Below are 26,413 nucleotides of genomic sequence, written 5' to 3'. Positions count from 1 at the left end.
TCCCTCAGGCCGCCAGTTTCTCGTGCGAGGCCACGGCCCGGCCGGTCTCGTCGAAGACCATCAGGTGTCGTGTGTCGATGAACACCTCGATCATTTCGTCCGGATCGAAATGGTGGATGCCATGCGCCAGCATCACCCAGCGCGCATCCGCATAGGCAAGGTGGATGAACGTCTCAGATCCGGTGATGTCGATGACCGTGACCTTCGCCTGGACCGGCACTGCCTCCGGTGTCGGCGCGCGAAGAAAGAGATGGTGGGGCTGAAAGCCGATCGTGTAGTTCCCGTCGGCGACACCCGCCAGAGCGGCGGGCGCAGGGAGGTCAGCCCCACCATCAAGCTGAAAGACCGGTCCGGATTTCTTCAGGACGATCGTGTTGAGCGGCGGATCGGAGAACGTCTTCGCGGTGATCAGGTCCGCCGGCTTGCGGAAGACCTCGATCGTCGGGCCGAACTGCGTGACACGCCCTTGCGAAAGCGTCGCCGTGTTGCCGCCGAGCAGAAGCGCCTCGTGCGGCTCGGTCGTGGCGTAGACGAAGATAGCCCCGGATTCGGCGAAGATCTTCGGCAGTTCGGCGCGCAGCTCTTCGCGCAACTTGTAGTCGAGATTTGCGAGCGGCTCGTCGAGCAGGACGAGCCCGGCATTCTTGACGATCGCACGTGCGAGTGCCGTGCGCTGCTGCTGGCCGCCGGAAAGATTGAGCGGCGTGCGGTCGAGATAGGGCGTGAGGCGAAGGAGATCCGCGGCATGGCGGACCTCACGGTCGATGGTCGCGCGATCCTTGCCGGCAATGCGCAGCGGCGACGCGATGTTCTCGTAAACCGTCATCGCCGGATAGTTGATGAACTGCTGGTAGACCATGGCGACGTTGCGCTTCTGGACCGGCCGGCCGGTCACGTCCTCGCCGTCGAACACCACGGTGCCCGAGGTCGGCGCGTCGAGGCCCGCCATCAGGCGCATCAGGCTGGTCTTGCCCGAAAGCGTCGGGCCGAGCAGGACATTGAGCGTGCCGTGACCAAGCGTGAGCGACACATCGCGGATGTGCTCCTCGCCTCCCACCGTCTTCGACACGTTCCTCAGTTCCAGCACCGTCGCCTCCTCCCAGAGGGTTCTGCTATTCCGCCGCGGCTGCTTCCTCACGGCTTGCTGCGCCGCGCATGAATTCCTCGAGAGCGGCGGCCTCCTCGCCGCCGACCCTCAGGCCTCTCTTGGTGCGCCGCCACAGGACGTCGTCGGCCGTGACAGCCCATTCATTCGCCATCAGGTATCGAACTTCCGCCTCGTAGAGATCGGCGCCGAAGTGCCGGCCAAGCTCCGCCGTGGACTTCGCGAGGCCGACGACCCTGGCAGCCTTGGTGCCGTAGAGCCGGACGAGCCTGCGGGCATGTGCAGCCCCCAGGAAGGGATGTTCGCCGCGAAAGCGCGATACCTGCTCCTCGAAACCGATGACCGGAAAGTCGCCTCCGGGCAGCGGCGCGCTCATGGTCCATGGCTTACCCTTGCGGCCGAGGAAGCCCTCGATCTTTTCGAGCATCGCCTCGGCAAGGCGCCGGTAGGTCGTGATCTTGCCGCCGAATATGTTGAGCAACGGCGCCTTGCCCTCCCCGCCTTCGGAACGCAGCACGTAGTCGCGCGTGGCCTCCTGCGCCTTGGAGGCGCCATCGTCGAAAAGCGGGCGCACACCCGAATAGGTCCACACGATGTCCTCGCGCCTGACCGGTTCGGCAAAATACTCGCTGGCGGCCTCGCAAAGATAGTCGATCTCGGCCTCGCTGATCGCCACGTCGCCGGGCTCGCCGTCATAGTCGCGATCCGTCGTGCCGATGAGAGTGTATTCCTCTTCGTAGGGGATCGCGAAGATGATGCGTCCGTCGCGGTTCTGGAAGAAATAGGCGCGCGGATCGTCGAACTTCTTGGCGACGACGATATGGCTGCCTTGGACGAGCCGGACATTGTGGACGTCATTGCGGCCAAGCGTCGACGCCAACACGTCGTCGACCCAGGGTCCGGCGGCGTTCACAATGAGCCTGGCCCGGACGGTTTCCTTCGTACCTGTCCTGCGGTTCTCGACGACCGCCTGCCAATGCTCGCCGGTCCGCTGCGCCGACGCGACCCGGGACCGCGTGCGGATGACCGCGCCGTGATCGGCCGCATCGCGGGCGTTCAGCACCACCAGCCGGGCATCGTTGACCCAGCAGTCGGAATATTCGAAAGCGCGCGAATAGAGTGGTTTCAACGGCTCGCCGGCCGGATCGCGCCGCATGTCCAGCGTCTTGGTGGCCGGCAACAGCTTGCGTCCTCCGATATGGTCGTAGAGGAACAACCCGAGCCGCAACAGCCATGCCGGGCGCAGCCCCTCGTGGTGTGGCAGCACGAACCGCATGGGCCAGATGATGTGCGGGGCGTTGCTCCACAGCACCTCGCGCTCCATGAGCGCTTCGCGCACCAGCCGGAACTCGTAATGCTCGAGATAGCGCAGTCCGCCATGGATCAGCTTCGTGGACCAGGACGACGTGCCGCTCGCCAGATCGTTCATCTCGGCGAGGAAGACGGAGTAGCCGCGCCCTGCGGCATCGCGGGCGATGCCGCAGCCGTTGATGCCCCCTCCTATGACAAGGATGTCGTAAATCCCCGCGGCGTCCACGTTTCCTCCCGCGCTTTCGCAATGCAGCATTCTTCTCGTTGGAAGCGCAAGAAGGAGGAAAATCGAAATCGACCCGAATGTCAAACGAATAAAGAAGGAAGCCTATTCCATGGGCGACAGGCGGGTCGTCTCGATGAGGCGCACTTCCGAGTCTGAACAGATGCGCCGGATGGAATCGACGTCGCATCTGTCCGTGATGAAGGTGTTGACCTGCGAGAGATGGCCGATCCTGACAGGTGCGGTACGCTCGAACTTTGTCGCATCCGCCACCAGGATCACGTGCCTGGCATTGGCGATGATCGCCTGCGCGACCTTGACCTCGCGAAAGTCGAAATCGAGAAGCGCACCGTCATGGTCGATGGCGGACGAGCCGATCACCGCATAGTCGACCTTGAACTGCCGGATGAAATCCACGGCCGCCTCGCCGACGATGCCGCCGTCAGAACCGCGCACCACGCCGCCGGCGATCACTACCTCCATCGACGGATATACACGCATCCTGTTGGCAACGTTGATGTTGTTGGTGATGACCATCAGCCCGTTATGGTCGAGCAAGGCCTTCGAGACGGCTTCCGTGGTCGTGCCGATGTTGATGAACAGCGAGGCGTTGTCGGGGATCAGTTTCGCCGCCGCCTTGCCGATCGCGTCCTTCTCGTCCGAGGCGATCTTGCGACGTGCCTCGTACTCCATGTTCTCGATGCCGGATGGGAAAAGCGCCCCGCCATGAATGCGCGTCAGCAGGCGCTGGTCGCACATGTCGTTCAGATCCTTGCGAATCGTCTGCGGGGTCACGTTGAAATGCGCGGCAAGGTCGTCGACCAGTACGCGTCCGTGCTCCTTGGCCATCTCGATGATGGCGGCGTGCCGTGGCGACAGGAACATCCGCTGGCTTTCCCTACTTTCGTTTTCGGTTCTCGAAGAAGAAAACGAAAGCAACGGATTGGCAAGCAGTTTCTATGGCCCCATCAAAAAGCCGCGCGCAGCATCGACGATGGCGTCGAAGGCGGCGTCGATATCCGCTTTCGTCGCCTCGAACTGCCCCACCTGGAAACGTATGGCCACCCGTCCGTCCACACGCGTCTGGGTGAGATAGATGCGCCCCTGATCGTTGATCCGGTTGACCAGCGCCAAGTTATGCGCGTCTTCATCGCTGCCGTCCGGCGCGCGATGCCGGAAGCTGAAGAGGGACAGCATGGGTTGCGTGACGATCTCGAAATCCGGTTCGCGCGCGAGTCGTTCAGCCAATTCGCCGGCCCAGGCGACATGATTGCGGATCATGCTGCGCAGGCCTTCGAGCCCGTGCGCACGGATGAGAAACCAGAGCTTGAGGGCGCGAAAGCGACGGCCAAGCGGCACGCTCCACTCCGAATAATTGATGAGCCCTTCCTTGCCGTGCGTCTTCAGAAATTCCGGCTGGATCGCCAGTGTCTTCACCAGGCTCTCCGGATCTCGGACGAAATGCGCAGAGCAATCGAACTGCGCGCCGAGCCATTTGTGCGGATTGAACACGACCGAGTCGGCCTCCTCCACGCCCGACCACAGGGAGCGGAATTCCGGGCAGATCATCGCCGAACCGGCCCAAGCCGCATCGACGTGGACATAAAGACCGTGTTTCCGAGCCACCGCGCAGACGGAGGTCACGTCGTCGCTCCCGCCGACGCTCGTCCCGCCGACGGAGGCGACGATGCCCGCCGGCAGGAGCTCGGCTTCCCTGTCGCGCGCGATCGCCTCGGACAGCGCATCGGCATCCATGCTCCGCAGAGCGCCCTTCGTCGGGATCCGCACGAGATTGTCCTGTCCGATGCCGGCGATCCAGACGGCGCGATCAATCGACGTGTGCACCTGGTCGGAGGAATAGACTCGGACGGGTTTCTGCCCGGCGAGACCCTTGGCGTTGCCCTGCCATTCCAGCGCCCGTTCGCGCATGACGAGCATCGCTGCCAAGGTCGCGGACGACGCCGAATCCTGGATGACGCCGGCAAAGCCCGCCGGGAGCCCCAGCGCCTGGCGCAGCCAGTCGAGAACCTTCGTTTCGAGTTCGGTCGCCGCAGGCGAAGTCTGCCAGAGCATGCACTGGGCCGCCATGGCCGTGACCAGATATTCGGCCACGACCGAGACGGGCGCCGCGTTCGCCGGAAAATAGGCGAAGAAGCGCGGATGCTGCCAGTGCGTCATGCCGGGCACGATCGTCTTCTCGAAATCCGCGAAGATCGCCTCCATGGGCTCGGCCATCTCGGGCGGTGCCGATGCGATTGCCGCCGCGATTTCTCCGGGTGCCGTCTGCGCGCGAACCGGGCGGTCGCGAAGGCTTTCCCGGTAGTCCGCGCCCCAGTCGGCCGCCTTGTGCGACCACTGCCGGAACTGCTCCTTGTCCATCAGCCACGTACTCCCCGTTCTGCGGAACCATCTATCGCGGGGTTTGCGTCGCTGTCATCAGCATCGGTGCGAAGAGATCGTATTTCCGTTCCCCTGCGGGTTCGACTATGCATTATGTCTCGACATGCATTTCCGAACGGAGACCGATGCCCGACGCGCCAGCTAACGAACACGGGGATCCGCTCATTCCCCGCGACACAAACCGCTCCCTGCCGATTGCTCTTCTTCGGGCGCGCGAAGCCGTAATGTCGCATTTCCGCCCGCTGCTTGCGGCGTACGACATCACCGAACAGCAGTGGCGGGTCGTGCGCGTCCTGGCCGAAGGCCGCGCCCTCGACGCGACGGAACTTGCCGAACGCGCCTGCCTCCTGCCACCGAGCCTCACGCGCATCGTCAGGACACTGGAGGAGCGCGGCTTCGTCTCGCGGCAACGCGACGCGGCCGACGCGCGCCGTACCATCGTCGAGATCACGCAGACCGGGCTGGAGTTCATCCGGCAGGTGACGCCCGACAGCCGCGCGATCTACGAGAAGATGGAAGCGAGGTTCGGCCGCGACCGCATCGAGGCCCTGCTCGACATGCTTCACGAACTCAACGAACTGGGTGCTGCAAAGCGTTCATGACATTTCGAAATCGGGCAGGCTGCCGAACGCGCTGCGAAGGGCGTTGGACCAACCGTCCGATATGGTCCTGAAGTAGGGATCGTCGGCCGTGACGCGCTTCTGGAAGCCGATGCGGAACGAATCGCGCTCGTAGAACAGCATGTCCAGCGGCATGCCGACCGACAGGTTCGACTTCAGGGTCGAATCGAACGACACCATCAGCAGCTTCGCCGCCTCGGCAAAGCTCATCTTCGGATCGTATGCGCGGATCAGGATCGGCTTGCCGTATTTGGTTTCGCCGACCTGGAAGAACGGCGTGTCGCCGCCGGCCTCGATGAAGTTCCCTTCCGGATAGATCATGAACAAGCGCGGCTCGGAACCCTTGATCTGCCCGCCGAGGATGAAGGACGCCGAGAATGAATCCTGCCTTTGGCCGTTCGGCGTCGATCCGCTGATGACCTCCTTGACCAGGTTTCCGACCACGCGCGCCGTCTGGAACATGGAAGGTGTCTCGAGCAGCGACGGCATGCGCTCCGAAGGCGCTTTCGAACGCTCGTCGAGGAGACTCACCACCGCCTGCGTCGTCGCCAGATTGCCGGCGGTGAGCAGGACGATTACGCGTTCGCCCGGGTTCGACCAGGTGAACATCTTGCGGAACGTGGAAATGCTGTCGATACCCGCATTGGTGCGGGTATCCGACATGAAGGCCAGACCGCGGTCCAACTTGATCCCAACACAGTATGTCATGACGCGAATCGGTCCGAGGGAAAACCCCGGCGATTACTGCTCGACGGTGACGCTGACCGCAAGCTGTTCGCTGGCCTGGCCCAACCTTATCCCCGAAACCGGCGCCGCGTCGCGGTAGTCGCGGCCCGTCGCCAATCGGACGTAGCGCTCATCGGGCGACATGCCGTTCGCGGGATCGAAGCCCACCCAGCCGAGCGCCTCGACATGCGCCTCCGCCCAGGCGTGGCTCGCGGCGTACTCGCCGCTTTCGTCGGTCCAGAGATAGCCGCTGATGTAGCGGGCGGGAAACCCCAGCAGCCGCGCGGTCGAGATGAAGACATGGGCATGATCCTGGCAGACGCCCGACTTTCGCTGGAGCGCCTCTTCGGCCGGAGTAGCGGCGTCGGTGGAGCCTTTGACATAGACGACGCTTTCGGCAACCGCGGCCATCAGCTGGTGCAGGCGGTCGAGTTCGCTTCCCTCGCTGATCGTTCCGGCCAGGCGCGCGATGCCCTCGCCCGGCGCCGTCAGCTTCGTCTGGTGCTCGAAGAGCCAGAGCGGCGCGAAGCCCCGGTGGGGACCGGTGACGCCGGCGGTATCCCGCGTCTCGACCTCGCCCCTGGCTTCAACGGAGATGACGTGAGGGCCGCCTTCGGCACTGATCAGGATCGTCTCGTTACCGAACTGGTCGACGAAGCGCACCTCCTCGCGCGCGCCCTCGATGGCAAGAGACCATGCGTGGACCGTCTGCGCGCCGCCGCTGTAAGGCGTCAGCCGCAGCCTCTCGAGGGCATATCCCAGCGGAACGTCGTAGCGATACTCGGTGCGGTGCGTGATCTTCAGACGCATGCCCAGCCTTCCGTTTGCCGGCTCAGTAAAAGCGGTAGTTCTGGGCGATCTCGCTGCCGAGACGGCTGTTGTCGCCGATGAAGTCCGTAAGGAACTCGTGCAGCCCCTGGTCGAAGACCTCCTTGATGGAACTGACCTTTAGCCGGGATAGCACCGACTCGGCCAGATCGTGGCATGAATGGCGAACCCCGTACTCGGAGGCGAGGAAGTTCAGGCTCTCGGCGATGTTGCGGTAGCAGAAGGCGAGCGAGCGGGGCATGCGGCCGTTGAGGATCAGATAGTCGGCAATCAGACTTGGCTTGTACTCCGCGTCGTAGACCCACCGGTAGGAGCGATGCGCCGAGACGGAGCGAAGGATCGATTCCCACTGGTAGTTGTCCAGGGTCGACCCGACCCAGGAGACCGACGGAAGCAGCACGTAGTATTTCACGTCGAGGATGCGGGCGGTGTTGTCAGCCCGCTCCACGAAGGTACCGATCTGGGAGAAATCGAAAATCTCGTTGCGCAGCATCGTGCCGTGGAAGGAACCGCGAATGATGGCGGTCTCGCGCTTGATGCCGTCGAGGATAGCCGGCAGGTCGCGACCGTCGATCGGGTTCGCCAGCATGCGCTTGATCGACATCCAGCCGTCGTTGATGCTCTCCCAGGTCTCGCGCGTCAGCGCGGTGCGCACCATCCGCCCGTTGCTGCGCGCCGTCTCCATCGACGACACGACGCTGCCGGGGTTGGTCGGGTCGCGCAGGAGAAAGTCCGACACCGTCTCGGCATTGAACTCCGAATGCCGCTGCCGGAAGGTATCGGCCGCCCCCGCGCTTGCCACGATCGAGGCCCATTCGTCAGAAGCGTCGGCCGTGCGCGTCAGCGCCAGCCGCAGCCCCGCATCCACGAGCCGCGCCATGTTCTCGCTGCGCTCGATGTAGCGGTTCATCCAGTAGAGGCCATTGGCGGTGCGTCCGAGCAGCATCAGCGGGCTCCGCCACTGACGCGGCAGTCGGCCTCATGCGAAAAGTGCGTAGTGCATAGTGCGTAGTGCGTAGCAAATGAGATGAGATCCTTGCGCTGCCGGACAAGGGGACTGGGCGGGGAATAAACCCATCGGGCAGGAGTGAAGCGGCGAGCGTCGGTCGGTTCGGTCATCGTCAATCTTTTCTCTGCAGACTGCGGATCAAGCCGCGCAGCATCTTTCCTACTTCATCGGCCCTTCCGAGGAGTGATTCGCTGACCGAGGTGCTCACGTAATCCAGTCTGCCCGCGCGAATAAGGTGGGTTTCAAGTTCCTTGAGGGAGCCTTGTGCTATGCGGAGAAACTGCACGAATGAGGCTCTGCTGTCCCGACCATACCCCTCAGCGATGTTCGCAGGAATGGAGGCTGCGGCGCGGCGAATCTGGCTGGTCAATCCGTAGAGTTCTCCCTGCGGCAGCGCCTTGGTGGCACCAAAGCACGCCACCGCCAGTTCAATTGCATGCTCCCACACCAGAAGGTCACGATAAGTTCTGCCATCACGTTCGCGCGTGCTCGCCGCGGCCTCCATCGGAGTGCTTCCCCTCTTTAAAAAGATCGTCCTGCGATTGTCCCGCCGTCCCTTGTTCCTACTGCCTACACACTATTCCCTATGCACTACGCACTAATCATCCAGCACCCACGTATCCTTCGTCCCCCCGCCCTGCGAGGAGTTCACAACGAGGGAGCCCTGTTTCAGGGCGACGCGGGTCAGGCCGCCCGGGACGATCTGGACCTTGTCGGAGACGAGCACGAAAGGCCTGAGGTCGACGTGGCGGGGCGACAGGCCGGCGTCAGTGAGGATCGGGCAGGTGGAGAGCGAGAGGGTCGGCTGGGCGATGTAGTTGCCGGGCCTCGCCTTGAGCTTGGCGGCGAAGGTTTCGCGCTCCTTCTTCGAGGCGGCGGGGCCGACCAACATGCCGTAGCCGCCCGAACCGTGGACTTCCTTCACCACGAGTTCGTGCAGGTGTTCGAGCACGTATTTCAGGCTGTCGTCCTCCGAGCAGCGCCAGGTCGGGATGTTGCCGAGGATGGCGCGACGTCCGGTATAGAACTCGATTATCTCGGGCATGTAGGAATAGATCGCCTTGTCGTCGGCGATGCCGGTGCCCGGCGCGTTGGCTATGGTGATGTTGCCGGCCCTGTAGACGTCCATGATACCGGCAATGCCCAATGCCGAATCGGAGCGGAAGGTCAGCGGGTCGAGGAAGTCGTCGTCGACTCGCCGGTAAAGAACGTCGATTTCCTTGTAGCCCTCGGTGGTGCGCATGGCCACGCAGCCGTCGACCACGCGGAGGTCGGAGCCCTCCACCAGTTCGACGCCCATCTGGTCCGCGAGGAATGCGTGCTCGAAATAGGCCGAGTTGTAGATGCCGGGCGTCAGCACGGCGACGCGCGGCATCTCCTTGGTGCAGCCGTTGGGCCGCACCCGTCCGAGCGACTGTCGCAGAAGCTGAGGGTAGTTCTCCACCGGACGGACCTTGACCGACTGGAAGAGTTCGGGGAACAGCTGCATCATCGTTTCGCGGTTCTCCAGCATGTAGGAGACTCCGGATGGCGTTCGCGCATTGTCCTCGAGCACGAAGAACTCGTCCTCGCCCGTGCGCACGATGTCGACACCGATGATATGTGTATAGACCCCGCCCGGAGGCTTCATCCCGATCATCTCGGGCAGGAAGGCCTCGTTGCCGGCGATCAGTTCGCGCGGAATCCGCCCCGCGCGAAGAATTTCCTGCCGGTGATAGATGTCGTCGAGGAAGGCATTCAGCGCCATCACGCGCTGTTCGATGCCCTGCGTGAGGCGCCGCCATTCGCGGCCGGCGATGATGCGCGGCACGATGTCGAACGGGATGAGCCGCTCCGCCGCTTCGTTGTCGCCATACACGTTGAACGTGATGCCCGTTCTGCGGAAGACCCGTTCCGCGTCGGTCATCTTTTCTGTAAGGCGAGCGGCATCCTGTGCGCTCAGCCAACCCTCATAACGCCGGTACGGTTCGCGGACATCCGCTCCGTCCGGCCGCATCTCGTCGAACGCAACCACGCGGCAACTCCCCTGTGACAGCCATTTCAAAGGCTTTGTCTAAGGAAATCAAGCGCAATCCCCCCGCAACTGGTTCCGCCTGGATGTTTTTGTGGTCACTGCTCAAAATTCCGGCAGGCGCCCTTCCGGGTTGAGGAAGCGGCAGGCACGCGAAACCCAGGACCAATTTTCTCCGTATCTGATATCGTGCGGGCATCCGCAAGCGCGTCCGCGAGATCGACCACGAAGGAGATTGCGACATGTGGAGATTCTTTACTGCCCTCGTTTTCCTGGCGTTCACGGCCAGTGCTCCCGCGACCGCCGGGGAAGCTGAGATCGCCGGAGCCCGGGGGGCAATCGACGGCCAGCTCAAGGCCTTCCTGGCGGACGACGAGAGCGGGGCCTATGCCTTCGCGGCACCCAACATCACCCGGATGTTCCCGACCGTGCAGAGCTTCATGTCCATGGTCGAAGGCGCCTACATGCCCGTGCGGCGACCGCAGAGTTATGCCTTCGGAAAATCGGAACAGATGAGCCCGACCTCGGTGATCCAGCAGGTTCTGCTCGTCGGGCCCGACGGCAAGGACTACGAGGCGGTGTATACGCTCGAACTCCAGCCTGACGGGACCTGGCGCATCACCGGCTGCAGCCTGCGGGCATCGAACGCGCTCAGCACGTAGCGCCGGGGCCGCAAGGCGGTCGCCCGGTCAGACCGGCGGTAGGTCCCCCCTCGCCCAGCGTTCGGCGGTTTCGGCGGCAAAATCGGCCATGCGACCCGCCTCGATGGCATCGCGGATGCCCCGCATGAGGTCCTGGTAGTAGAACAGGTTGTTCCAGGTGAGCAGCATGCCGGCGAGGTTCTCGCCGGACTTCACCAGGTGGTGCAGATAGGCGCGCGAGTAATCCCGCGCGGCCGGGCAGTCGCTCTCCTCGTCCAGCGGACGCGGGTCCTCGGCGTGGCGGGCGTTTTTCAGGTTGATCTTGCCGCGGCGGGTGTAGGCGAGCCCGTGCCGTCCGGCGCGCGTCGGCATCACGCAGTCGAACATGTCGATGCCGCGCATGACCGATTTCACGATATCGTCCGGCGTGCCGACGCCCATCAGGTAGCGCGGCTTGTCCGAAGGTAAGACCGGGCACGTCGCCTCTAGCATCTCCAGCATCACTGCCTGCGGCTCACCGACCGCCAGGCCACCGACGGCGTAACCCTTCAGGTCCATCGCCTTCAGCGCCTCGGCCGAGCGAACTCGAAGGCCGGCGATGTCCCCGCCCTGCACGATGCCGAACATCGCCTTGCCGGGCTGGTCGCCGAAGGCCGACTTGCAGCGCTCCGCCCAACGCAGCGAAAGCTCCATCGCGCGTTCGATTTCGGCAGGCTCGGCCGGCAGCGCCACGCACTCGTCGAGTTGCATCTGGATGTCAGAATCGAGCAGCCCCTGGATCTCGATCGAGCGTTCCGGCGTCATCTCGTAGACGACGCCGTCGATATGCGACTTGAAGGTGACGCCCTTCTCGGTGAGCTTTCGAAGCTGCGCCAGCGACATGACCTGGAAGCCGCCGGAATCGGTGAGGATCGGCCAGGGCCAGCGGGCGAACTCGTGCAGCCCGCCGAGCCGCGCCATGCGCTCGGCGCCGGGCCGCAGCATCAGGTGGTAGGTGTTGCCCAGGATGATGTCCGCGCCCAACGCCCGTACCTGGTCCATATACATGGCTTTGACCGTGCCGCCGGTGCCGACTGGCATGAAGGCGGGCGTGCGGATCGTTCCGCGCGGCATGGCGATCTCGCCGCGGCGGGCGTGGCCGTCGCTGGCGAGAAGGCGGAAGGAGAACTGGTCAGCCATCGAACTCTTCGTCGTGAACGGGCGCGTCCGACGCCTGTTCGTCGAGCGACTGCCGGTAGCAGATGCAGCCTCGCATGAACTTCGACAAGGGCGGCACCGCGATAGCGGGGTCGAGCCGTTCAGGCAACAGCGCCCACATGTCCGAGTGATGCCAGCACAGGTCGTGACTGGTGGCGTCGCAGTGGGCGCGGATCGCGTTGCGCAGCTTCCTCGCCTCCACAAGCAGCGCGTCGCGGTCCATGCGCTCGAGGTCCTCGTCCATGGATGTCACTCCGGTTCGCGGAAGAGTAGAGAGGCGTCGCCATACGAATAGAACCGGTAGCCGCTGTCGATCGCGTGGCGGTAGGCCTCGCGCATCGTCTCCAAGCCGGAAAAGGCCGAGACGAGCATGAACAGCGTCGAGCGCGGCAGGTGGAAGTTGGTCATCAGGACGTCGACGGCGCGAAAACGATAGCCGGGCGTGATGAAGATGTCGGTCGCGCCCGACCAGGCCGAAAGTTGGCCTTCCTCGTCTGCCGCGCTTTCCAGGACCCTGAGCGAGGTGGTTCCAACGCAGACGACCCGGCCGCCCCGCGCGCGAACGGCGTTGAGCGCGTCGGCGGTCTCCGCGCTCACGTGACCGATCTCGGCATGCATGCGGTGGCCGGACGTGTCCTGCGCCTTCACCGGCAAAAAGGTGCCGGCGCCGACATGAAGCGTCACAAAATGCCTCTCGACGCCGCGCGCGTCGAGCGCGTCGAAGAGCGCAGGCGTGAAATGAAGCCCCGCGGTGGGAGCCGCGACCGCCCCTTCCTCGCGCGCGTAGATCGTCTGGTAGTCGGTCCGGTCGCGTTCGTCGTCCGGTCGTTTCGAGGCGATGTAGGGCGGCAGCGGGATGTGCCCCACGGCATGCAGCGCCTCGTCGAGAACGGGACCGGAAAGGTCGAAGGCGAGCAGTGCCTCGCCCGCCTCGCCCTTTTCGATCACGGTCGCGTCGAGCGAGCCGACCAGGCAGGCATTGCCGCCGTGGCCGAAACTGATGCGGTCGTCCGCCGCCACGCGCTTGCCCGGCCTGAGGAACGCTTTCCAGCGGCTTGGCGAAACACGCATGTGCAAGGTGGCGTCGACCTGCGCCACCGCCTCGCCGCGGCGCCGGAGCCCGCGCAGCTGCGCAGGAATGACTTTGGTGTCGTTGAAGACCAGGGCGTCGCCCGGCCGCAGCAGGGACGGCAGGTCCGTCACCGTCGCGTCGTGCAGACCCTCACCCGGCCGCACGACGAGCAGCCGTGCCGCATCGCGCGGAAGGGCCGGACGCAGCGCGATGCGCTCGTCAGGCAGGTCGAAATCGAAGAGATTTACCTTCATCCCCGTTCGGAGCAGTCGACGACGAAAGCGCCTTTGTCCTTGAACATGAAGACGCCGCCGGTCACTGAACTGTCCCCTTCCGTGGCGGAGAAGGCCCGTAGACGGCTCAGCACCTCGTTGACGGCATCGTCGGTCAAGTCGACGAGCAGCACGCCGTCGGCCTCGAACGCCTGTCCCACGGCAATCGGCGTGCCGGGGACGATATCCGGCTCGGTCGACCAGGTCTCGTCGCCGATCGTCACGACGGCGCGCACGACCGAGAGAACGTCGAGGCGGCCGACCAGCAGGTCGACCGAGACGTCTTCGGCAGAACAGACGATCTCACCCGTCGCGAGCGCCGGAGAGGTCGCCCCCGCAAGCAGTCCCGCAAGGAGCGCGATCGCCGTCCCACGCATCACTTCGCGTCCGCGGCGACCTTCATGGACACGATCTTGTCGGGATCCTGCACGGGTTCGCCGCGCTTGATCTTGTCGACGTTTTCCATGCCTTCGATCACCTGGCCCCAGACCGTGTACTGGCGGTTGAGGAAACCCGCGTCGTCGAAGCAGATGAAGAACTGCGAATTGGCGGAGTTCGGGTTCTGCGAACGGGCCATGGAGCAGGTGCCGCGCGCGTGGTTCGTGTTGGAGAACTCGGCCTTCAGGTCCGGCTTGTCCGAGCCGCCCATGCCGGCACGGCCCGGGTTGAAGGATGATCCGCCCGACTTGCCGAACTTGACGTCACCGGTCTGCGCCATGAAGCCGTCAATAACGCGGTGGAAGACCACGCCGTCATAGGCGCCCTCGCGCGCCAGTTCCTTGATGCGGCCGACATGGCCGGGAGCGAGGTCCGGGAAAAGCTCGATGGTGACGTTGCCCTTCGTCGTCTCCATCAGAATCGTGTTTTCCGGATCTTTTATTTCCGCCATTTGCATTGTTCCTTTCGATGATGCTTGTGCGCGAGCGGTTATGACCGCCCTATTGATCCGCCGCGATGCGCGCGTCGATGATGCGGTCGGGCGCGGAGACCACGCCGTTCAGTGCGGGATCGCCCTTCTTGATCTTGTCGACATGCTCCATGCCTTCCTCAACCTCGCCGACGATCGTGTAGGAATTGTCGAGGTTGGGCGCGGGCGCGAACATGATGAAGAACTGCGAGTTCGCTGAGTCCGGGTCCTGCGCGCGCGCCATGCCGACCGTACCGCGGACGAAATGCTCCTCGGAGAACTCCGCCGGCAGATCCGGCAAGCTGGAACCGCCGGTGCCGGCGCGCCGTGCATTGAAGCCGTCGTTGATGTCGCCGAACTCGACGTCGCCGGTCTGCGCCATGAAGCCTTCAATCACGCGATGGAAGGCGACGTTGTCGTATTCGCCATCGCGGACGAGCTTCTTGATGCGCTCGACGTGTTGCGGTGCCAGGTCAGGGCGAAGGGCGATAACCACATTGCCGTCCCCAAGTTCGAGGATCAGCGTATTTTCCGGCTCCGCCGCGACGGCGCCGAAGACGAGGCCCGCCGAAAGAATTGCGGCCGAAGCCAGCCTGGAAAGCAGCATGGGGTAACTCCCTGTTCGTTGATCAGGACTTGAACTTAGCGGCGAGAGCCGATGCGACCACCTTCGGGACGAAGGAACCGATCTCGCCGCCCATGGCGGCGATCTGGCGCACGAGTGTGGCGGTAATCGTGCGCACCGACGGACTTGCCGGAATGAAGACGGTTTGCAGGTCGGGCGCCATCGTCTCGTTCATGCCCGCCATCTGCATCTCGTAGTCGAGGTCGGTGCCGTCGCGCAGCCCGCGGATCATGATCGAGGCACCGTGTTCGCGCGCCGCATCGACCAGCAGCCCCTTGAACGCCTCCACGCGCAAGCGGTTCTCCGCTTCCGGCATCTCGCTGCGCGCCACAGCGCGGATCAGCGCGACCCTTTCGTCGAAGGAGAAGACCGGCGTCTTACCTGGCTGGATGCCGATGGCGACGATGATCTCGTCCGCAATGGCGAGAGCACCCTTCAGGACATCGAGGTGGCCGTTGGTGAGCGGATCGAAGGAACCGGCATAGATCGCGACGCGCTTTGTCATGGCGGGGCTTCTAGTCCGCCGGCAGACAGAACGCAATCAGGCTCGGTGGCTCCAGCGGCTCACATGAACGGCAGATGAACAGACACCTCAGCTCCGGTTCAGCGGTCCTGTGCCAGGAAATTCACAGACGATTGAAACCGATCCGGCTTCTGTCCGTTACGAACTGCAAGGAGATTGATGCCATGCTGATAACGATTCTTGCAACCGCCATGATGGTCGCCATGCTCATAGCAACGGCCTTCGGCTTCTACGAGGAAGCACAGCGGCAGAAACAGGAAGTTCGCGTCACGCGCAAGAACCCGTTCGACGGGCTGCGCAGGTAGTTCAAGGTTCCCAGTCTGAGTTCATGCAGAACGGTCGCCCGGATAACGGGCGGCCGTTTTGTTATCCGGGAACCGGGGCCTACTGCTCGTCGGTCGGCGCCGGCGGTTCAGTCGGGTCGGGTGTCTCCGAGGCAACGACTTCCGCCTCTTCTTCCGACTGGGGCTCGGAAATGCGCTCCACCGACACGACGCGCTCGCCCTCGGCAGTGCTGAAGATGGTCACGCCCTTGGTCGCGCGGCTGGCGAAGCGGATGCCGGTGACGGGCACGCGGATGACCTGGCCACCGTTGGAAACCATCATGATCTGGTCACCGTCGGAGACCGGGAACGCGGCAACCAGCCGGCCGATCTCGCCGACCTTCGACACGTCGGTCGCCCGGATGCCCTTTCCGCCGCGCCCGATGACGCGGAAGTCGTAAGACGACGAGCGCTTTCCGTAGCCGTATTCAGTGACCGTCAGAACGAATTGCTCGTGTGTCTTCAGTTCGTCGTAACGCTCGTCCGAAAGATCGGCCTCCTCCGAAATCTCCTCGTTGGTGAGCACGATCTCCTCGTCCTCTCCGGTCGTCGCGCGACGGTCGGCGACGGAGCGTTTCAGATAGGCCGCGCGCTCGGCCGCGGTCGCCTCTACGTGCTCCAGGATCGTCATGGAGATCGCCCGGTCGCTCTCGCCCATGGCGATGCCGCGCACGCCGACCGAGCTGCGCCCAGCGAAGACGCGGACGTCAGCCACGGGGAAGCGGATGCACTGGCCGGAATCTGCCGTCAGCAGGACGTCGTCGTTCTCGGTGCAGGTTTCGACGCCGAGGATTTCGTCGCCCTCTTCCAACTTCATGGCGATCTTGCCGTTGCGGTTCACCTGGATGAAGTCCGACAGCTTGTTGCGGCGGACCGTGCCGCGGGTCGTCGCGAACATGACGTCCAGCTCGCCCCAGCTGTCCTCGTCCTCCGGCAGCGGCATGATGGTGGTGATGCGCTCGCCCTTTTCCAGCGGCAGCATGTTGATCAGCGCCTTGCCGCGCGACTGCGGATTGCCGATCGGCAGGCGCCAGACCTTTTCCTTGTAGACGATGCCGCGCGAGGAGAAGAAGAGCACGGGGGTGTGCGTGTTGGCCACGAACAGCCGCGTGACGAAATCCTCTTCCTTGGTCGACATGCCGGAGCGGCCCTTGCCGCCGCGCCGCTGGGCCCGGTAGAGCGACAGCGGCACACGCTTGATGTAGCCGGAATGGCTGACGGTTACGACCATGTCCTCGCGCTGGATAAGGTCCTCGTCCTCCATGTCGGCGCCGCCGTCGGCGATCTCGGTGCGGCGAGGCGTGCCGAACTCGTCGCGCACGGCGGCGAGCTCATCCTTGACGATCTTCTGGATGCGGGCGCGCGACCCGAGGATGTCGAGATAGTCGCGGATCTCCTCGCCGATCTTGTTCAGCTCGTCGGCGATCTCGTCGCGGCCGAGCGCCGTCAGGCGCTGAAGGCGCAGTTCCAGGATCGCGCGGGCCTGCTCCTCGGAGAGATTGTAGGTGCCGTCCTCGTTGATGCGGTGGCGGGGATCGTCGATCAGGCGGATCAGCGCCTCGACGTCGTGGGCCGGCCAGCGCCGCTCCATCAGTTGCTCGCGCGCCGTCTGCGGATCGGGTGCCGCCCGGATCAGCTTGATAACCTCGTCGATGTTGGCCACCGCAATGGCGAGACCGACGAGCACGTGGGCGCGCTCGCGCGCCTTCCTCAAGAGGTATTTCGTGCGCCGGCTGACCACGTCTTCCCGGAAGTACACAAAGGCCTTCAGGATATCGACGAGGTTCATCAGCTCCGGCTTGCCGCCGTTGAGCGCGACCATGTTGGCGCCGAACGAGGTCTGCAGCGGCGTGTAGCGGTAGAGCTGGTTCAGCACGACCTCGGCGTTGGCGTCCCGCTTCAGCTCGATGACGACGCGATAGCCCTGCCGGTCGCTTTCGTCGCGGATGTCGGAGATGCCCTCGACGCGCTTGTCGCGCACGAGTTCGGCCATCTTCTCGATCATCGTGGCCTTGTTCACCTGGTAGGGCACCTCGGTGATGATGATCGCTTCGCGGTCGCCGCCGCGGATCTGCTCGATGTCGACCTTGCCGCGCATCAGGATGGAGCCGCGACCGGTCTGATAGGCGCTGTAGATGCCCGCGCGGCCGAGGATGATGCCTCCGGTCGGGAAATCCGGCCCCGGGATGATCTCCATCAGCGCCGGCAGGTCGATGGCGGGATTGTCGACGATGGCGATCGCGGCGTCGCAGACCTCGCCCAGATTGTGCGGCGGGATGTTGGTCGCCATGCCGACGGCGATGCCGCCCGAGCCGTTGACCAGAAGGTTGGGGAAGCGCGCCGGCAGAACCTTGGGCTCGGAGGAGGAGCCGTCGTAGTTGTCCTGGAAATCGACCGTGTCCTTGTCGATGTCCTCCAGGATCTCGTGGGCGGCCTTGGTGAGCCGCGCCTCGGTGTAGCGCATGGCCGCTGGCGGATCGCCGTCGATCGAGCCGAAATTGCCCTGCCCGTCGATGAGCGGCAGGCGCATGGACCAGTCCTGCGCCATGCGCACGAGGGCGTCGTAGATCGAGGCGTCGCCGTGCGGGTGGTATTTGCCCATCACGTCGGAGACCGGGCGCGCCGATTTCACGTGCTTGCGGTTCCAGTGGTAGCCGCTCTCGTGCGCAGCGTAGAGGATGCGCCGGTGCACGGGCTTCAGCCCGTCGCGCACGTCCGGCAGCGCCCGGCTCACGATCACGCTCATCGCGTAGTCGAGATAGGAGCGCTGCATCTCCTCGATGATGGAAATCGGCTCTATGCCGTTGGGTCCGCCATCGGACCCGCGCGGGGTGGTAAGGTCAGCCAAACTGGATCACGATCGTCAATGGAATCACTGGGCGTTATATAGGACGCCGGCGCGGATTCTCCAACTTGTGGACAACTTCGAGAAGCCACGGTTTTGGCGTCTGGGGCAGCACCGGGACTGGGTCGGGAACCGCGGTTCGCGAAAGCCTATCCGTCCCGCGCCGATCCGGTCCGTCGCGCAGCCACCAGCGGCGCCAGATCGGGAGTTCCTTGCGCAAATTCCGGAAGCGCGGCGAGCCCGCCCATCTTCTCCTGCACGTCGGCGATGGCGTCGGCCAGCGCATCGTGGAGGCCCAGCGCGCGGAGCGTCGCCGCGCTCTCGCGCATCTCGGCGGCGCGGCGCTTGCCGTGCTTCAGCGTGCGCTCGAACTCGTAGCGCGCGAAGTCCGGCCAGCCGAGGCCCGGATAGGAACCGGAAAGCGAGCCCATGATGTAGTCGAGGCAACCGGACGCCTGCGCGGCGAGCAGCGCCTCGACGGTGATCGCCTCGAGCCCCTTCACGAACAGGCTTCGCACCATCTTAATGGCGGTCGCCGATCCGGGCGCCGGACCCACGGTCTCGAAATCGAAGCCGAGGGCCGACAGCCGCTCGGAAGTTTCGGCCGCGACGGGGCCGGCGAGGAGCATCTTGGTGCGATGTCCCTTCGGATGCACCGGCGCCATCACCGCCATGTCGACGTAGACCGCGCCGGTGGCGTTCGCCTTCGCGGCCGTCGCGCGCTTGCGGTCGGGCGAAACGGAGTTGATGTCGAAGAACGTCTGGCCCGGCCGCAACCACGCACAGGCCGTCGCCGCCGCTTGGAGGCTCTGGTCCGCCGTCACGGCGCTGACGATCCAGTCAGCGTCAGGCATGCCATCGGTGGCGGCAGCCGCCGCAACGCCGCGCTCCCGCATCGCCCGCGCGCAATCGCCATCCGCGCCTTCGTGATCCAGCAGGATATCGGTGGCCGAGAAGGACAGGTCTCCGTTCGTCCCGGAGAGACTTTCCTGGAAGGCGCGGGCCGCTTCGCCGAACCCGATGAATCCGATGTGCATCGCCGGCTCCGTTCAGTCCGCGAACACGGTTCCGTCGAAGAGTTTTCGCGCGGTGCGCAGGATCGCCGCGCTCTTCACACTTCCGTCGGCGCCGAGGCTGGCCACCACTGTCATCTCGCCGGTCGGGTGCTCGATGGAGAGCGAGCGCCGGTCGCCTTCGCCGACGGATGCGATCTCGGCGGCGGGAGAGCCCCGCAACAGGCAGGCCGTTGCGACGCTAACGGCGCCCAGCACGCCGATCGAGGAGTGGCAGGAATGCGGGATGAAGGTGCGCGTCGAGATCGCGCCACCGTTCTTCGCCGGCGAGACCATCGTCATCTTCGGGACCGACTTCTTCTCTACGTCGCCGAGGTTCATGAGCGGCCCGGCCTTCAGCCGGATCGCCTCGAGTCTTGCCCGAAGCTCCGCGTTGCCTTCGAGTTCCTTGGGCGTTTCGTCTCCGGAGATGCCCATGTCGGCGGCGCGCATGACCACGCAGGGCATGCCGTTGTCGATCATTGTCACCTCGACGCCGTCGATCACGTCGACCGGGTTGCCGGTGGGCAGCAGCGCGCCGCAGGAGGAGCCGGCCGTGTCCTCGAACTCGATCGGCACCGGCGCGCTTGTCCCAGGCACGCCGTCGATGCGCGCGTCGCCCTTGTAGCTCACCATGCCGCCGGGCGTCGCAACGGTCGCGACGGCGATCTGGCCGGTGTTTTCCATGAAGATGCGCACAGGCGTCTCGCCATCGCGGGCCGCGACAAGTCCGCGCTCGATCGAAAAGGGGCCGACGCCGGCAAGGATGTTGCCGCAGTTCTGCGCGTCGGTGACGATCGGCTTGTCGACGAAGACCTGGAGGAACAGGTAGTCGACATCGACGCCGTCGCGAGCAGACTTCCGTACCACCGCGACCTTGGAGGTCAGCGGGTCGGCCCCGCCCATGCCATCGATCTGACGCGAATCGGGCGAACCCATGACGCGCAGCAGGAAGGCGTCGCGCGCCGCCGTGTCGGCCGGCAGGTCGTCGGCAAGGAAATAGCCGCCCTTGGAGGTGCCGCCGCGCATCCACATGCAGCGCACGCCATCAGACATATTTCAGCCCCTTCGCGGCGAGTTTCTCGCGCATACCGTAGATGTCGAGACCGAGTTCGCCAGCCATCAGCCGCTTGCGCGTCTCGGCCTCCTTGGTCTCACGCGCGCGGCTCGCTTTCAGGGCTGTCTCGGCTTCCGCCCGCGGAACGACGCAAACGCCGTCGTCGTCAGCCACGATCACGTCGCCGGGATGGACCGCCGCTCCGGCGCAGACCACCGGCACGTTGACCGATCCCAGCGTCTCCTTGACCGTGCCCTGGGCGAAGACAGCCTTCGACCAGACCGGGAAGCCGATCTCGGTCAGGTCGCGCACGTCGCGCACGCCGGCCTCGATGATAAAGCCCCTCACCTTCCGGAACATCAGGGAGCGCGCGAGGAGCTCGCCGAAATAGCCGTCCTCGCAGGGGCTGGTCGGCGCGACGACGAGAATGTCGCCCTCCCGGCACTGCTCGACCGCGACATGGATCATCCAGTTGTCACCCGGCGCGATCGAGACCGTCACCGCCGAACCGGCAATACGGGCACCGGAATAGATCGGCCGCATGAAGGCGCGCATCAGGCCCTTACGGCCCATCGCCTCGTGCACCGTGGCGACGCCACATTCGCCAAGACCGTCGATGGTCTCGCTAGCGGCTCTTTCGATGTTCTGAACGACCACGCTCATTGTTCTTTTCCTCGCAAGTGGATCATCGCCGTTCCGGCAACCCTTCGAACGCCGGTATGCCGTCCGGGATCAGATGAAATGGTGCCATCTCGGCGCAGAAGATCGCCATCCTGGGCTTTCCGTACAAGGACGGATCATCGAGGGTTCCGGCTTTCAGGACGATTTGCCTGAGGCCCGGCCTTCGGGTGAGGAGGTGCGTTCCGCAGGACGGACAGAACTCGCGCGTGACGGCGTTCTCCAGGTCAGGGCGCCGGAAAGACGCGGTTTGCCCCGCGGAATAGGCAAAGCGCGCGGGCTCCACGAGCATGTAGTAGTTCGGACCGCCACCTGAAAAATACTGGCATGGCCGGCAGTGGCACTGGGCCGAGATCACGGGCTCCGCCGTAACCTCGTAGCGCACACGCCCGCAGTAGCATCCGCCGCGGAACATCGTCAGCACCTCCTGGTGTTCACCCCCGCCCCGGCGTCGGCACCAGCGTCTCGACCACGTACGGGAACACCGCCTCGTAGGCCTCGCCGTAGGTTATCTTCTTGTCGGAGTTTCGGGCCGCCTGGGCGCCGCGCTGCAGGGCGACGCGAGTGTAATATTCCCAAAGATGCTCTTGGCCAGCCATGCATTTGATCGCCGCGAGCTTCTTGTCCCACACCGGCGTGATGTCGAGCAGCGTGTTCGGCATCCAGCGGCATTGTTCCGGCTGGTGCGGCTCGAACAGCATCACCGGCGGGGCGCCGATCACTTTGACGTCCGGCTCGTGCCCGTGCGCCTGCGCGACGATGCGCGCCTCCTGCGCGAACTGGCTGACCAGCGGATGGTCCCGATTGTAGGGATCCTCCCGAGAGTGCGTCAGCATGAAGGACGGCCGGATCTTGCGGAAGAGGTCGGCCAGCCGGAACAGCGACGCCTGCGAAAGCGCGATCGGATAGTCGCCGAGATCCCAGAACTGGATGTCGGCGACGCCGAGCGCGTTCGCGGCGTTCTCCGCCTCCTTCCGGCGCTCGCTCTTGACCCGGTCGAGGGTCATGCCGTCCTGGCGCCACAGCTTGGCGCTCTCGCCGCGCTCGCCATAGGACAGGCAGACCACAGTCACGTCCATCCCCTGTTCGGCGTGGAGCGCGATGGCGCCCCCCGCGCGCCAGACGAAATCGGCCGAATGCGCGCTGACGACCAGCGCGGTCCCTGCAGTCATTTCCGGTCTCCATGGTTCGAGGCCGCCGCCACGGGCGGCGTGCCGTGCGTGTGAAAGCTCTCGATGGTCTTCAGGCCCCAGGCCTGGCCCTTCTTCCGCTCCTGCTCGGTCCACACGACCGGCTTCCAGTCAGGATCGACGATCAGCCGGGCCCCCGCGTTGGCGATCTCGATGCGGTTGCCCGCCGGTTCGTAGACGTAGAGGAAGAAGGTTCCCTGGATCGCGTGCTTGTGCGGTCCGGTCTCGATGAAGACGCCGTTCTCCAGAAAGACGTCGGCCGCGCGCAGGATGTCGTCGCGGTGGTCGGCTGCGTAGGTCAGGTGGTGGAAGCGGCCTTTCGAGCCCGAATGATCCTCCGTGCAGGCCATGTCGTAGCCCTTGTTGTTGACCGTGAACCAGCAGCCGCCGATGCGGCCGTTGTCGAGCTGGATCATTTCGGTGACGCGGCTGCCCATGGCCTCGACCATGAAGTCGCGGATCTTCGAAACGTCGGAGGCAAGCAGGTTGAAATGGTCGACGCGACGCGGCGCGGCGCCGCGGCCGTGGTAGCGTTGCGCGATGTTCTTCAGCGCCGGCTTCTCACCCGCCGGAGCGTCATACTTGTTCGTGTCCCAGTAGAGTTCGAAGACGTGGCCGTCGGGGCTGTTGAAGCGGTAGCTGCGCCCGTGGCCAAGGTCGCCGTCTGTCCAGCCGATGCCCAGCCCCATCCTCTCGATGACGGCGACGCGGCGCTGCAAGGCCGCTTCGGACGATGTCCGGTAGCCGCAGTGGGCCATGCCCGTGCTATTCGAGGCGGTGAGCTTGAGCGAATGGAACTCGTAATCGTCCCAGGCGCGCAGATAGACGGAATCGCCCTCGCGCCCGCTTTCGGTCAGTCCGTAGACGTTGACGAAGAAGTCCAGGCTCTCCTCAGGCTTGTCCGTGAGGAGTTCCACGTGCCCCAGATGGGCGACGTCGAAACAGGGCTCGGTTTGGTTCATGTCCTCTCCTCGGGCCAGTATAGCCGTGTCGGGTTGTCCACCAGAAGGCTGTGCAATCGGTCTTCCTCCGGCGCGATCAGCGCAAGCAGGTCGACCAGCGCGCCATCGTCCGGCATGTGCTTCTTGATGTTGGGGTGTGGCCAGTCGGTGCCCCAGAGTACGCGGTCGGGGAACCGGTCCACCAGCATGCGGGCGAAAGGCACGGCGTCGTGGAACGGCGGACCCGCGCGCGATACGCGTTCGGAGCCGCAGACCTTCACCCAGAAGCGCTCGTCCTCCATGAGGTCGACCAGCATGCGGAACGCCGGCTGGTCTACGCCGAGGCTGGCATCGACCCGTCCCATGTGGTCGATCACCATGGTGAGAGGCAGTTCCTTCAGGACCGGCGCCAGCTTCTCCAGCCGGTCTGCCTCGAAATGAATCACGGCGTGCCATCCTAGCGGCTTTATCTTGCCGATCACCGCACGTACCGCGTCGAGGTCGGCATCCTGTCCGAGATGGGTGACGAAGTTGAAGCGCACGCCGCGCACGCCGCCTTCGTGCAGCGCGGCCAGTTCGGCGTCCGTCACGTCCGGTTTCACCATCGCGATTCCGCGGTAGCGGCCACCGGCCGCCGCGATCGCGTCGATCATCGCCGTGTTGTCGGTGCCGTGGCAACTTGCCTGAACGATCACGGCGCGCTCGATGCCGAGCAGGCGGTGCAGCGCGAAGAGTTTTTGCTTCGGCGCATCGACGGGCGTGTAGTTGCGCTCGGGCGCGAAGGGGAATTCGGCCGCCGGACCGAAGATGTGGCAATGCGCATCGCAGGCGCCGGCGGGCAGCGCGATGTCCGGCTTCTTCGGCGACGGGTGGTAGGGCAAGGCGTCAGACATCACGAAACTCTCGGTCGGTTGGCGGCGGCGACCGCGCCGCCAGAAGTCATGGCGCGCCAGGCGAACAGGCCGAGGACGGCACAGCCGAGGACGCGCGCGAGAAGCGTCACGGGATCGGTCGCCGTCACCGCGGTCGGCCAGATCACCAGAAGGGCTGCGGCGGCCATCATGAGCCGCTCCCCGGATCCGAGCGGCCGGGCCAGCCAGCCGGCGAAGGCGATCGTCAGCCCGACGACGCCGATCGTGGCGAGAATTCCCGACAGGACGATCTCGGGGGGCGAGCCGATCATCAGCAGTCCCGGCATGGTGACGAAGAGGAACGGCACCAGCAGTTTTACGAAGCCGAGCCGCACGGCCTCAAAGGCCGTCTTGTTGGCATCTCCGCCCGAGATGCTCGCCGCCGCATAGGCTGCGAGTGCCACCGGCGGCGTGATCGCCGAAACGAGACCGTAGTAGAAGATGAACATGTGGGCGACAATCGGCGGCAGGCCGAGCCTGGTCAGCGCGGGCGCGATCAAGACCGCGAGCAGCAGGTAAGCCGCAGACGTCGGCAGTCCCATGCCGAGCACGAAGGAGGCAAGGGCGGTCAGCACCAGGATCGCCCAGATGTTCTGCCCGCCGAGATCGACGATCAGGCCCGACAGCATAAGCCCTAGGCCGGACAAGTTGAGCACGCCGATGACGGCGCCGGCCGCCGCGACCGCCGCCACGATTGGCATCGTCGCCACCAGGGTGTCGCGGCAAACGATGACCAGATCGACCGGCCCGACCCGCGTGAGCCTGTTCCACGGCGAGATCAGGAGACCGAGTACGATACACAGCACGGCCGCGCGGGTCGGCGTGTAGCCCATGATCAGGAAAGCGATGAGCCCGACGAGCGGGAGCAGCAGGTAGCCCCGCTTCACCAAAGTCTCGCGCAGAAGCGCCAGTCCCGCGTCCGTGTCGCGCTCCAGTCCAAGCCGACCGGCCTCCAGCCGCACCGCCACCATCAGGGCGACGACGTAGAGGAGCCCCGGCACCAGCGCGGCGAGCGCGATCTGCGAATAGGGAACGCCGATGATCTCGGCCATCAGGAAAGCGGCCGCGCCCATGACCGGCGGAAGGATCTGCCCGGCGGAGGAGGCCGCCGCCTCGATGGCCCCGGCAAGTATGGGTGAATATCCGACGCGCTTCATCAGCGGGATGGTGAAAGTGCCGGTGGTGACGACGTTGGCAACCGCGCTGCCGTTGATGGTGCCGAGCATGGCGCTCGACAGCGCCGCCGACAGGCCCGGCCCACCCTGCATGCGGCCCGTAAGCCCGCGCGCGATGTCGACGAAGACCTCGCCCGTGCCGATCTTCATCAGCAGCGTCCCGAGCAGCGCGAAGAGGAAGATGTATTCGACGGCCACCCCCATCGGCAGGCCGTAGATGCCTTCGGTGGAAAGCATGAGCGTGGAGGCGAGCCGCCGCAGGTCATAACCGCCGTGGCCGTACTGGCCGGGGATCAGGTAGCCGAACCAGGCATAGGCGATTGCCACACCGACCAGGATCACGAGAGCCCAGCCGAGCGCCATGCGCACAAGCACCAGGAGCACGGCCATGACCCCGACGAAGATCCAGAGGTCCGGCGGCGTCGCCATCGCACCGCGCATGATGATGTCGACGTAGGACTGCCAGAGATGGAAGCCCGGCACCAGCGCGACCGGAACGAGCCCATAACAGAGTAACCGCGTCCAGCCTGCGCGGGCGTTGAGGCCGACGAGCAGAAGCCCGCCGGCCGAGACGAGCGAATAGAACAGGGAGCGCAGGATCAGCGCCGTGATCAGCCCGAAATAGGCGCCGTAGATGACGAGCGCCGTGACGGCAACGGCGAGGACGGCGAAGAGGAGCGACACGATGGCCGCCTCCCCTTCGCCCCGGTCCGCCGCGCGGTCGAGCCGGATCCTGTCGATGATCGCGTGCATGCGTTTCCTGTTCCGCCC

At 64.9% G+C, this 26,413-nt stretch carries 28 protein-coding genes; 3 read left to right on the top strand and 25 right to left on the bottom strand.

The window, feature by feature from the left end:
• Positions 1 to 4: 4 nt before the first annotated feature.
• The 4 genes from ABGN05_RS12755 to ABGN05_RS12740 form a co-directional block, all read right to left on the bottom strand.
• Positions 5 to 1,087 carry an ABC transporter ATP-binding protein gene (locus ABGN05_RS12755; protein WP_367954431.1) on the bottom strand — a complete coding sequence of 361 codons (1,083 nt, stop codon included), beginning with the start codon at positions 1,085 to 1,087 and terminating at the stop codon, positions 5 to 7.
• Positions 1,088 to 1,112: 25 nt separating this feature from the next.
• Positions 1,113 to 2,672 (bottom strand): glycerol-3-phosphate dehydrogenase, encoded by a 1,560-nt coding sequence (gene glpD, locus ABGN05_RS12750; protein ID WP_373695932.1) that lies wholly within the window; start codon positions 2,670 to 2,672, stop codon positions 1,113 to 1,115.
• Positions 2,673 to 2,744: 72 nt separating this feature from the next.
• A complete protein-coding gene (locus ABGN05_RS12745; protein ID WP_367954429.1) occupies positions 2,745 to 3,524 on the bottom strand; it encodes a DeoR/GlpR family DNA-binding transcription regulator in 780 nt (259 codons plus the stop codon).
• 72 nt (positions 3,525 to 3,596) lie between these two features.
• A complete protein-coding gene (locus tag ABGN05_RS12740; RefSeq protein WP_367954428.1) occupies positions 3,597 to 5,018 on the bottom strand; it encodes a pyridoxal phosphate-dependent decarboxylase family protein in 1,422 nt (473 codons plus the stop codon).
• Between the two features lie 146 nt (positions 5,019 to 5,164).
• Here ABGN05_RS12740 and hpaR point away from each other — a divergent pair, with 146 nt between their 5' ends.
• Positions 5,165 to 5,641 (top strand): homoprotocatechuate degradation operon regulator HpaR, encoded by a 477-nt coding sequence (gene hpaR, locus ABGN05_RS12735; RefSeq protein WP_367954427.1) that lies wholly within the window; start codon positions 5,165 to 5,167, stop codon positions 5,639 to 5,641.
• Here hpaR and ABGN05_RS12730 read toward each other — a convergent pair.
• The 5 genes from ABGN05_RS12730 to ABGN05_RS12710 form a co-directional block, all read right to left on the bottom strand.
• Positions 5,636 to 6,367, bottom strand: coding sequence for a proteasome-type protease (locus ABGN05_RS12730; protein ID WP_367954426.1), 732 nt, complete (start codon positions 6,365 to 6,367; stop codon positions 5,636 to 5,638). The genes hpaR and ABGN05_RS12730 overlap by 6 nt on opposite strands.
• Before the next feature lie 33 nt (positions 6,368 to 6,400).
• Positions 6,401 to 7,195, bottom strand: a complete 795-nt coding sequence (locus ABGN05_RS12725) for a transglutaminase family protein (RefSeq protein ID WP_367954425.1) — start codon at positions 7,193 to 7,195, stop codon at positions 6,401 to 6,403.
• Positions 7,196 to 7,217: 22 nt separating this feature from the next.
• Positions 7,218 to 8,159: an alpha-E domain-containing protein gene (locus ABGN05_RS12720; RefSeq protein ID WP_367954424.1), complete on the bottom strand. Its 942-nt coding sequence runs from the start codon at positions 8,157 to 8,159 to the stop codon at positions 7,218 to 7,220.
• A 175-nt stretch (positions 8,160 to 8,334) separates the two neighbouring features.
• Complete coding sequence (locus ABGN05_RS12715) at positions 8,335 to 8,727, bottom strand: four helix bundle protein (protein WP_367954423.1); 393 nt, start codon at positions 8,725 to 8,727, stop codon at positions 8,335 to 8,337.
• Between the two features lie 93 nt (positions 8,728 to 8,820).
• Positions 8,821 to 10,236, bottom strand: a complete 1,416-nt coding sequence (locus tag ABGN05_RS12710; protein WP_367954422.1) for a circularly permuted type 2 ATP-grasp protein — start codon at positions 10,234 to 10,236, stop codon at positions 8,821 to 8,823.
• A 239-nt stretch (positions 10,237 to 10,475) separates the two neighbouring features.
• On the opposite strand from ABGN05_RS12710, the gene ABGN05_RS12705 reads away from it, so the two are divergent.
• Complete coding sequence (locus ABGN05_RS12705) at positions 10,476 to 10,895, top strand: DUF4864 domain-containing protein (protein ID WP_367954421.1); 420 nt, start codon at positions 10,476 to 10,478, stop codon at positions 10,893 to 10,895.
• Between the two features lie 27 nt (positions 10,896 to 10,922).
• Here the strand turns inward: ABGN05_RS12705 and tgt are convergent, their stop codons facing one another.
• From tgt to coaD, 7 genes are read right to left on the bottom strand one after another with little or no spacing between them, the layout of a single operon-like run.
• The gene (gene tgt / locus ABGN05_RS12700) at positions 10,923 to 12,053 is read right to left on the bottom strand and encodes a tRNA guanosine(34) transglycosylase Tgt (protein ID WP_367954420.1); all 1,131 of its coding nucleotides are present in this window, start codon (positions 12,051 to 12,053) and stop codon (positions 10,923 to 10,925) included.
• On the bottom strand, positions 12,046 to 12,315 hold the full coding sequence (locus ABGN05_RS12695; RefSeq protein WP_367954419.1) for a hypothetical protein: 270 nt from the start codon (positions 12,313 to 12,315) through the stop codon (positions 12,046 to 12,048). Before ABGN05_RS12695 ends, tgt begins: the two co-directional genes overlap by 8 nt.
• Positions 12,316 to 12,320: 5 nt before the next feature.
• The gene (gene queA, locus ABGN05_RS12690) at positions 12,321 to 13,397 is read right to left on the bottom strand and encodes a tRNA preQ1(34) S-adenosylmethionine ribosyltransferase-isomerase QueA (RefSeq protein ID WP_367954418.1); all 1,077 of its coding nucleotides are present in this window, start codon (positions 13,395 to 13,397) and stop codon (positions 12,321 to 12,323) included.
• Complete coding sequence (locus ABGN05_RS12685) at positions 13,394 to 13,792, bottom strand: hypothetical protein (protein WP_367954417.1); 399 nt, start codon at positions 13,790 to 13,792, stop codon at positions 13,394 to 13,396. Before ABGN05_RS12685 ends, queA begins: the two co-directional genes overlap by 4 nt.
• Entirely contained in the window at positions 13,792 to 14,304 is a 513-nt protein-coding gene (locus tag ABGN05_RS12680; RefSeq protein ID WP_367954416.1) for a peptidylprolyl isomerase, read from the bottom strand. The genes ABGN05_RS12685 and ABGN05_RS12680 overlap by 1 nt, the downstream gene beginning before the upstream one ends.
• 49 nt (positions 14,305 to 14,353) lie before the next feature.
• Positions 14,354 to 14,929 carry a peptidylprolyl isomerase gene (locus tag ABGN05_RS12675; protein WP_367954415.1) on the bottom strand — a complete coding sequence of 192 codons (576 nt, stop codon included), beginning with the start codon at positions 14,927 to 14,929 and terminating at the stop codon, positions 14,354 to 14,356.
• A 22-nt stretch (positions 14,930 to 14,951) separates the two neighbouring features.
• Positions 14,952 to 15,452, bottom strand: a complete 501-nt coding sequence (coaD, locus tag ABGN05_RS12670) for a pantetheine-phosphate adenylyltransferase (RefSeq protein ID WP_367954414.1) — start codon at positions 15,450 to 15,452, stop codon at positions 14,952 to 14,954.
• A 182-nt stretch (positions 15,453 to 15,634) separates the two neighbouring features.
• On the opposite strand from coaD, the gene ABGN05_RS12665 reads away from it, so the two are divergent.
• Positions 15,635 to 15,775: a hypothetical protein gene (locus ABGN05_RS12665; RefSeq protein WP_367954413.1), complete on the top strand. Its 141-nt coding sequence runs from the start codon at positions 15,635 to 15,637 to the stop codon at positions 15,773 to 15,775.
• Between the two features lie 79 nt (positions 15,776 to 15,854).
• Here the strand turns inward: ABGN05_RS12665 and gyrA are convergent, their stop codons facing one another.
• From gyrA to ABGN05_RS12620, 9 genes are all read right to left on the bottom strand, one after another.
• A complete protein-coding gene (gene gyrA, locus ABGN05_RS12660; RefSeq protein ID WP_367954412.1) occupies positions 15,855 to 18,641 on the bottom strand; it encodes a DNA gyrase subunit A in 2,787 nt (928 codons plus the stop codon).
• Between the two features lie 146 nt (positions 18,642 to 18,787).
• Positions 18,788 to 19,675, bottom strand: a complete 888-nt coding sequence (locus ABGN05_RS12655) for an NAD(P)-dependent oxidoreductase (protein WP_367954411.1) — start codon at positions 19,673 to 19,675, stop codon at positions 18,788 to 18,790.
• A gap of 12 nt (positions 19,676 to 19,687) precedes the next feature.
• A complete protein-coding gene (locus tag ABGN05_RS12650) occupies positions 19,688 to 20,746 on the bottom strand; it encodes a 4-oxalomesaconate tautomerase (protein ID WP_367954410.1) in 1,059 nt (352 codons plus the stop codon).
• Positions 20,739 to 21,410, bottom strand: a complete 672-nt coding sequence (locus ABGN05_RS12645; protein WP_367954409.1) for a 4-carboxy-4-hydroxy-2-oxoadipate aldolase/oxaloacetate decarboxylase — start codon at positions 21,408 to 21,410, stop codon at positions 20,739 to 20,741. Before ABGN05_RS12645 ends, ABGN05_RS12650 begins: the two co-directional genes overlap by 8 nt.
• Before the next feature lie 22 nt (positions 21,411 to 21,432).
• A complete protein-coding gene (locus ABGN05_RS12640) occupies positions 21,433 to 21,840 on the bottom strand; it encodes a GFA family protein (protein WP_367954408.1) in 408 nt (135 codons plus the stop codon).
• Positions 21,841 to 21,859: 19 nt separating this feature from the next.
• Positions 21,860 to 22,597 carry a PIG-L deacetylase family protein gene (locus ABGN05_RS12635; RefSeq protein WP_367954407.1) on the bottom strand — a complete coding sequence of 246 codons (738 nt, stop codon included), beginning with the start codon at positions 22,595 to 22,597 and terminating at the stop codon, positions 21,860 to 21,862.
• On the bottom strand, positions 22,594 to 23,577 hold the full coding sequence (locus tag ABGN05_RS12630) for a VOC family protein (RefSeq protein WP_367954406.1): 984 nt from the start codon (positions 23,575 to 23,577) through the stop codon (positions 22,594 to 22,596). The genes ABGN05_RS12635 and ABGN05_RS12630 overlap by 4 nt, the downstream gene beginning before the upstream one ends.
• A complete protein-coding gene (locus ABGN05_RS12625) occupies positions 23,574 to 24,449 on the bottom strand; it encodes an amidohydrolase family protein (RefSeq protein WP_367954405.1) in 876 nt (291 codons plus the stop codon). The genes ABGN05_RS12630 and ABGN05_RS12625 overlap by 4 nt, the downstream gene beginning before the upstream one ends.
• Positions 24,449 to 26,395, bottom strand: coding sequence for a TRAP transporter permease (locus tag ABGN05_RS12620; RefSeq protein WP_367954404.1), 1,947 nt, complete (start codon positions 26,393 to 26,395; stop codon positions 24,449 to 24,451). Before ABGN05_RS12620 ends, ABGN05_RS12625 begins: the two co-directional genes overlap by 1 nt.
• Positions 26,396 to 26,413: the final 18 nt, after the last annotated feature.

Source organism: Aquibium pacificum (genome assembly GCF_040839445.1).
In the GTDB taxonomy this organism is placed as follows: Bacteria; Pseudomonadota; Alphaproteobacteria; order Rhizobiales; family Rhizobiaceae; genus Aquibium; species Aquibium pacificus.
Note: the sequence above shows the minus strand (reverse complement) of the source record. Positions and strands in the feature narration are given on the sequence as shown.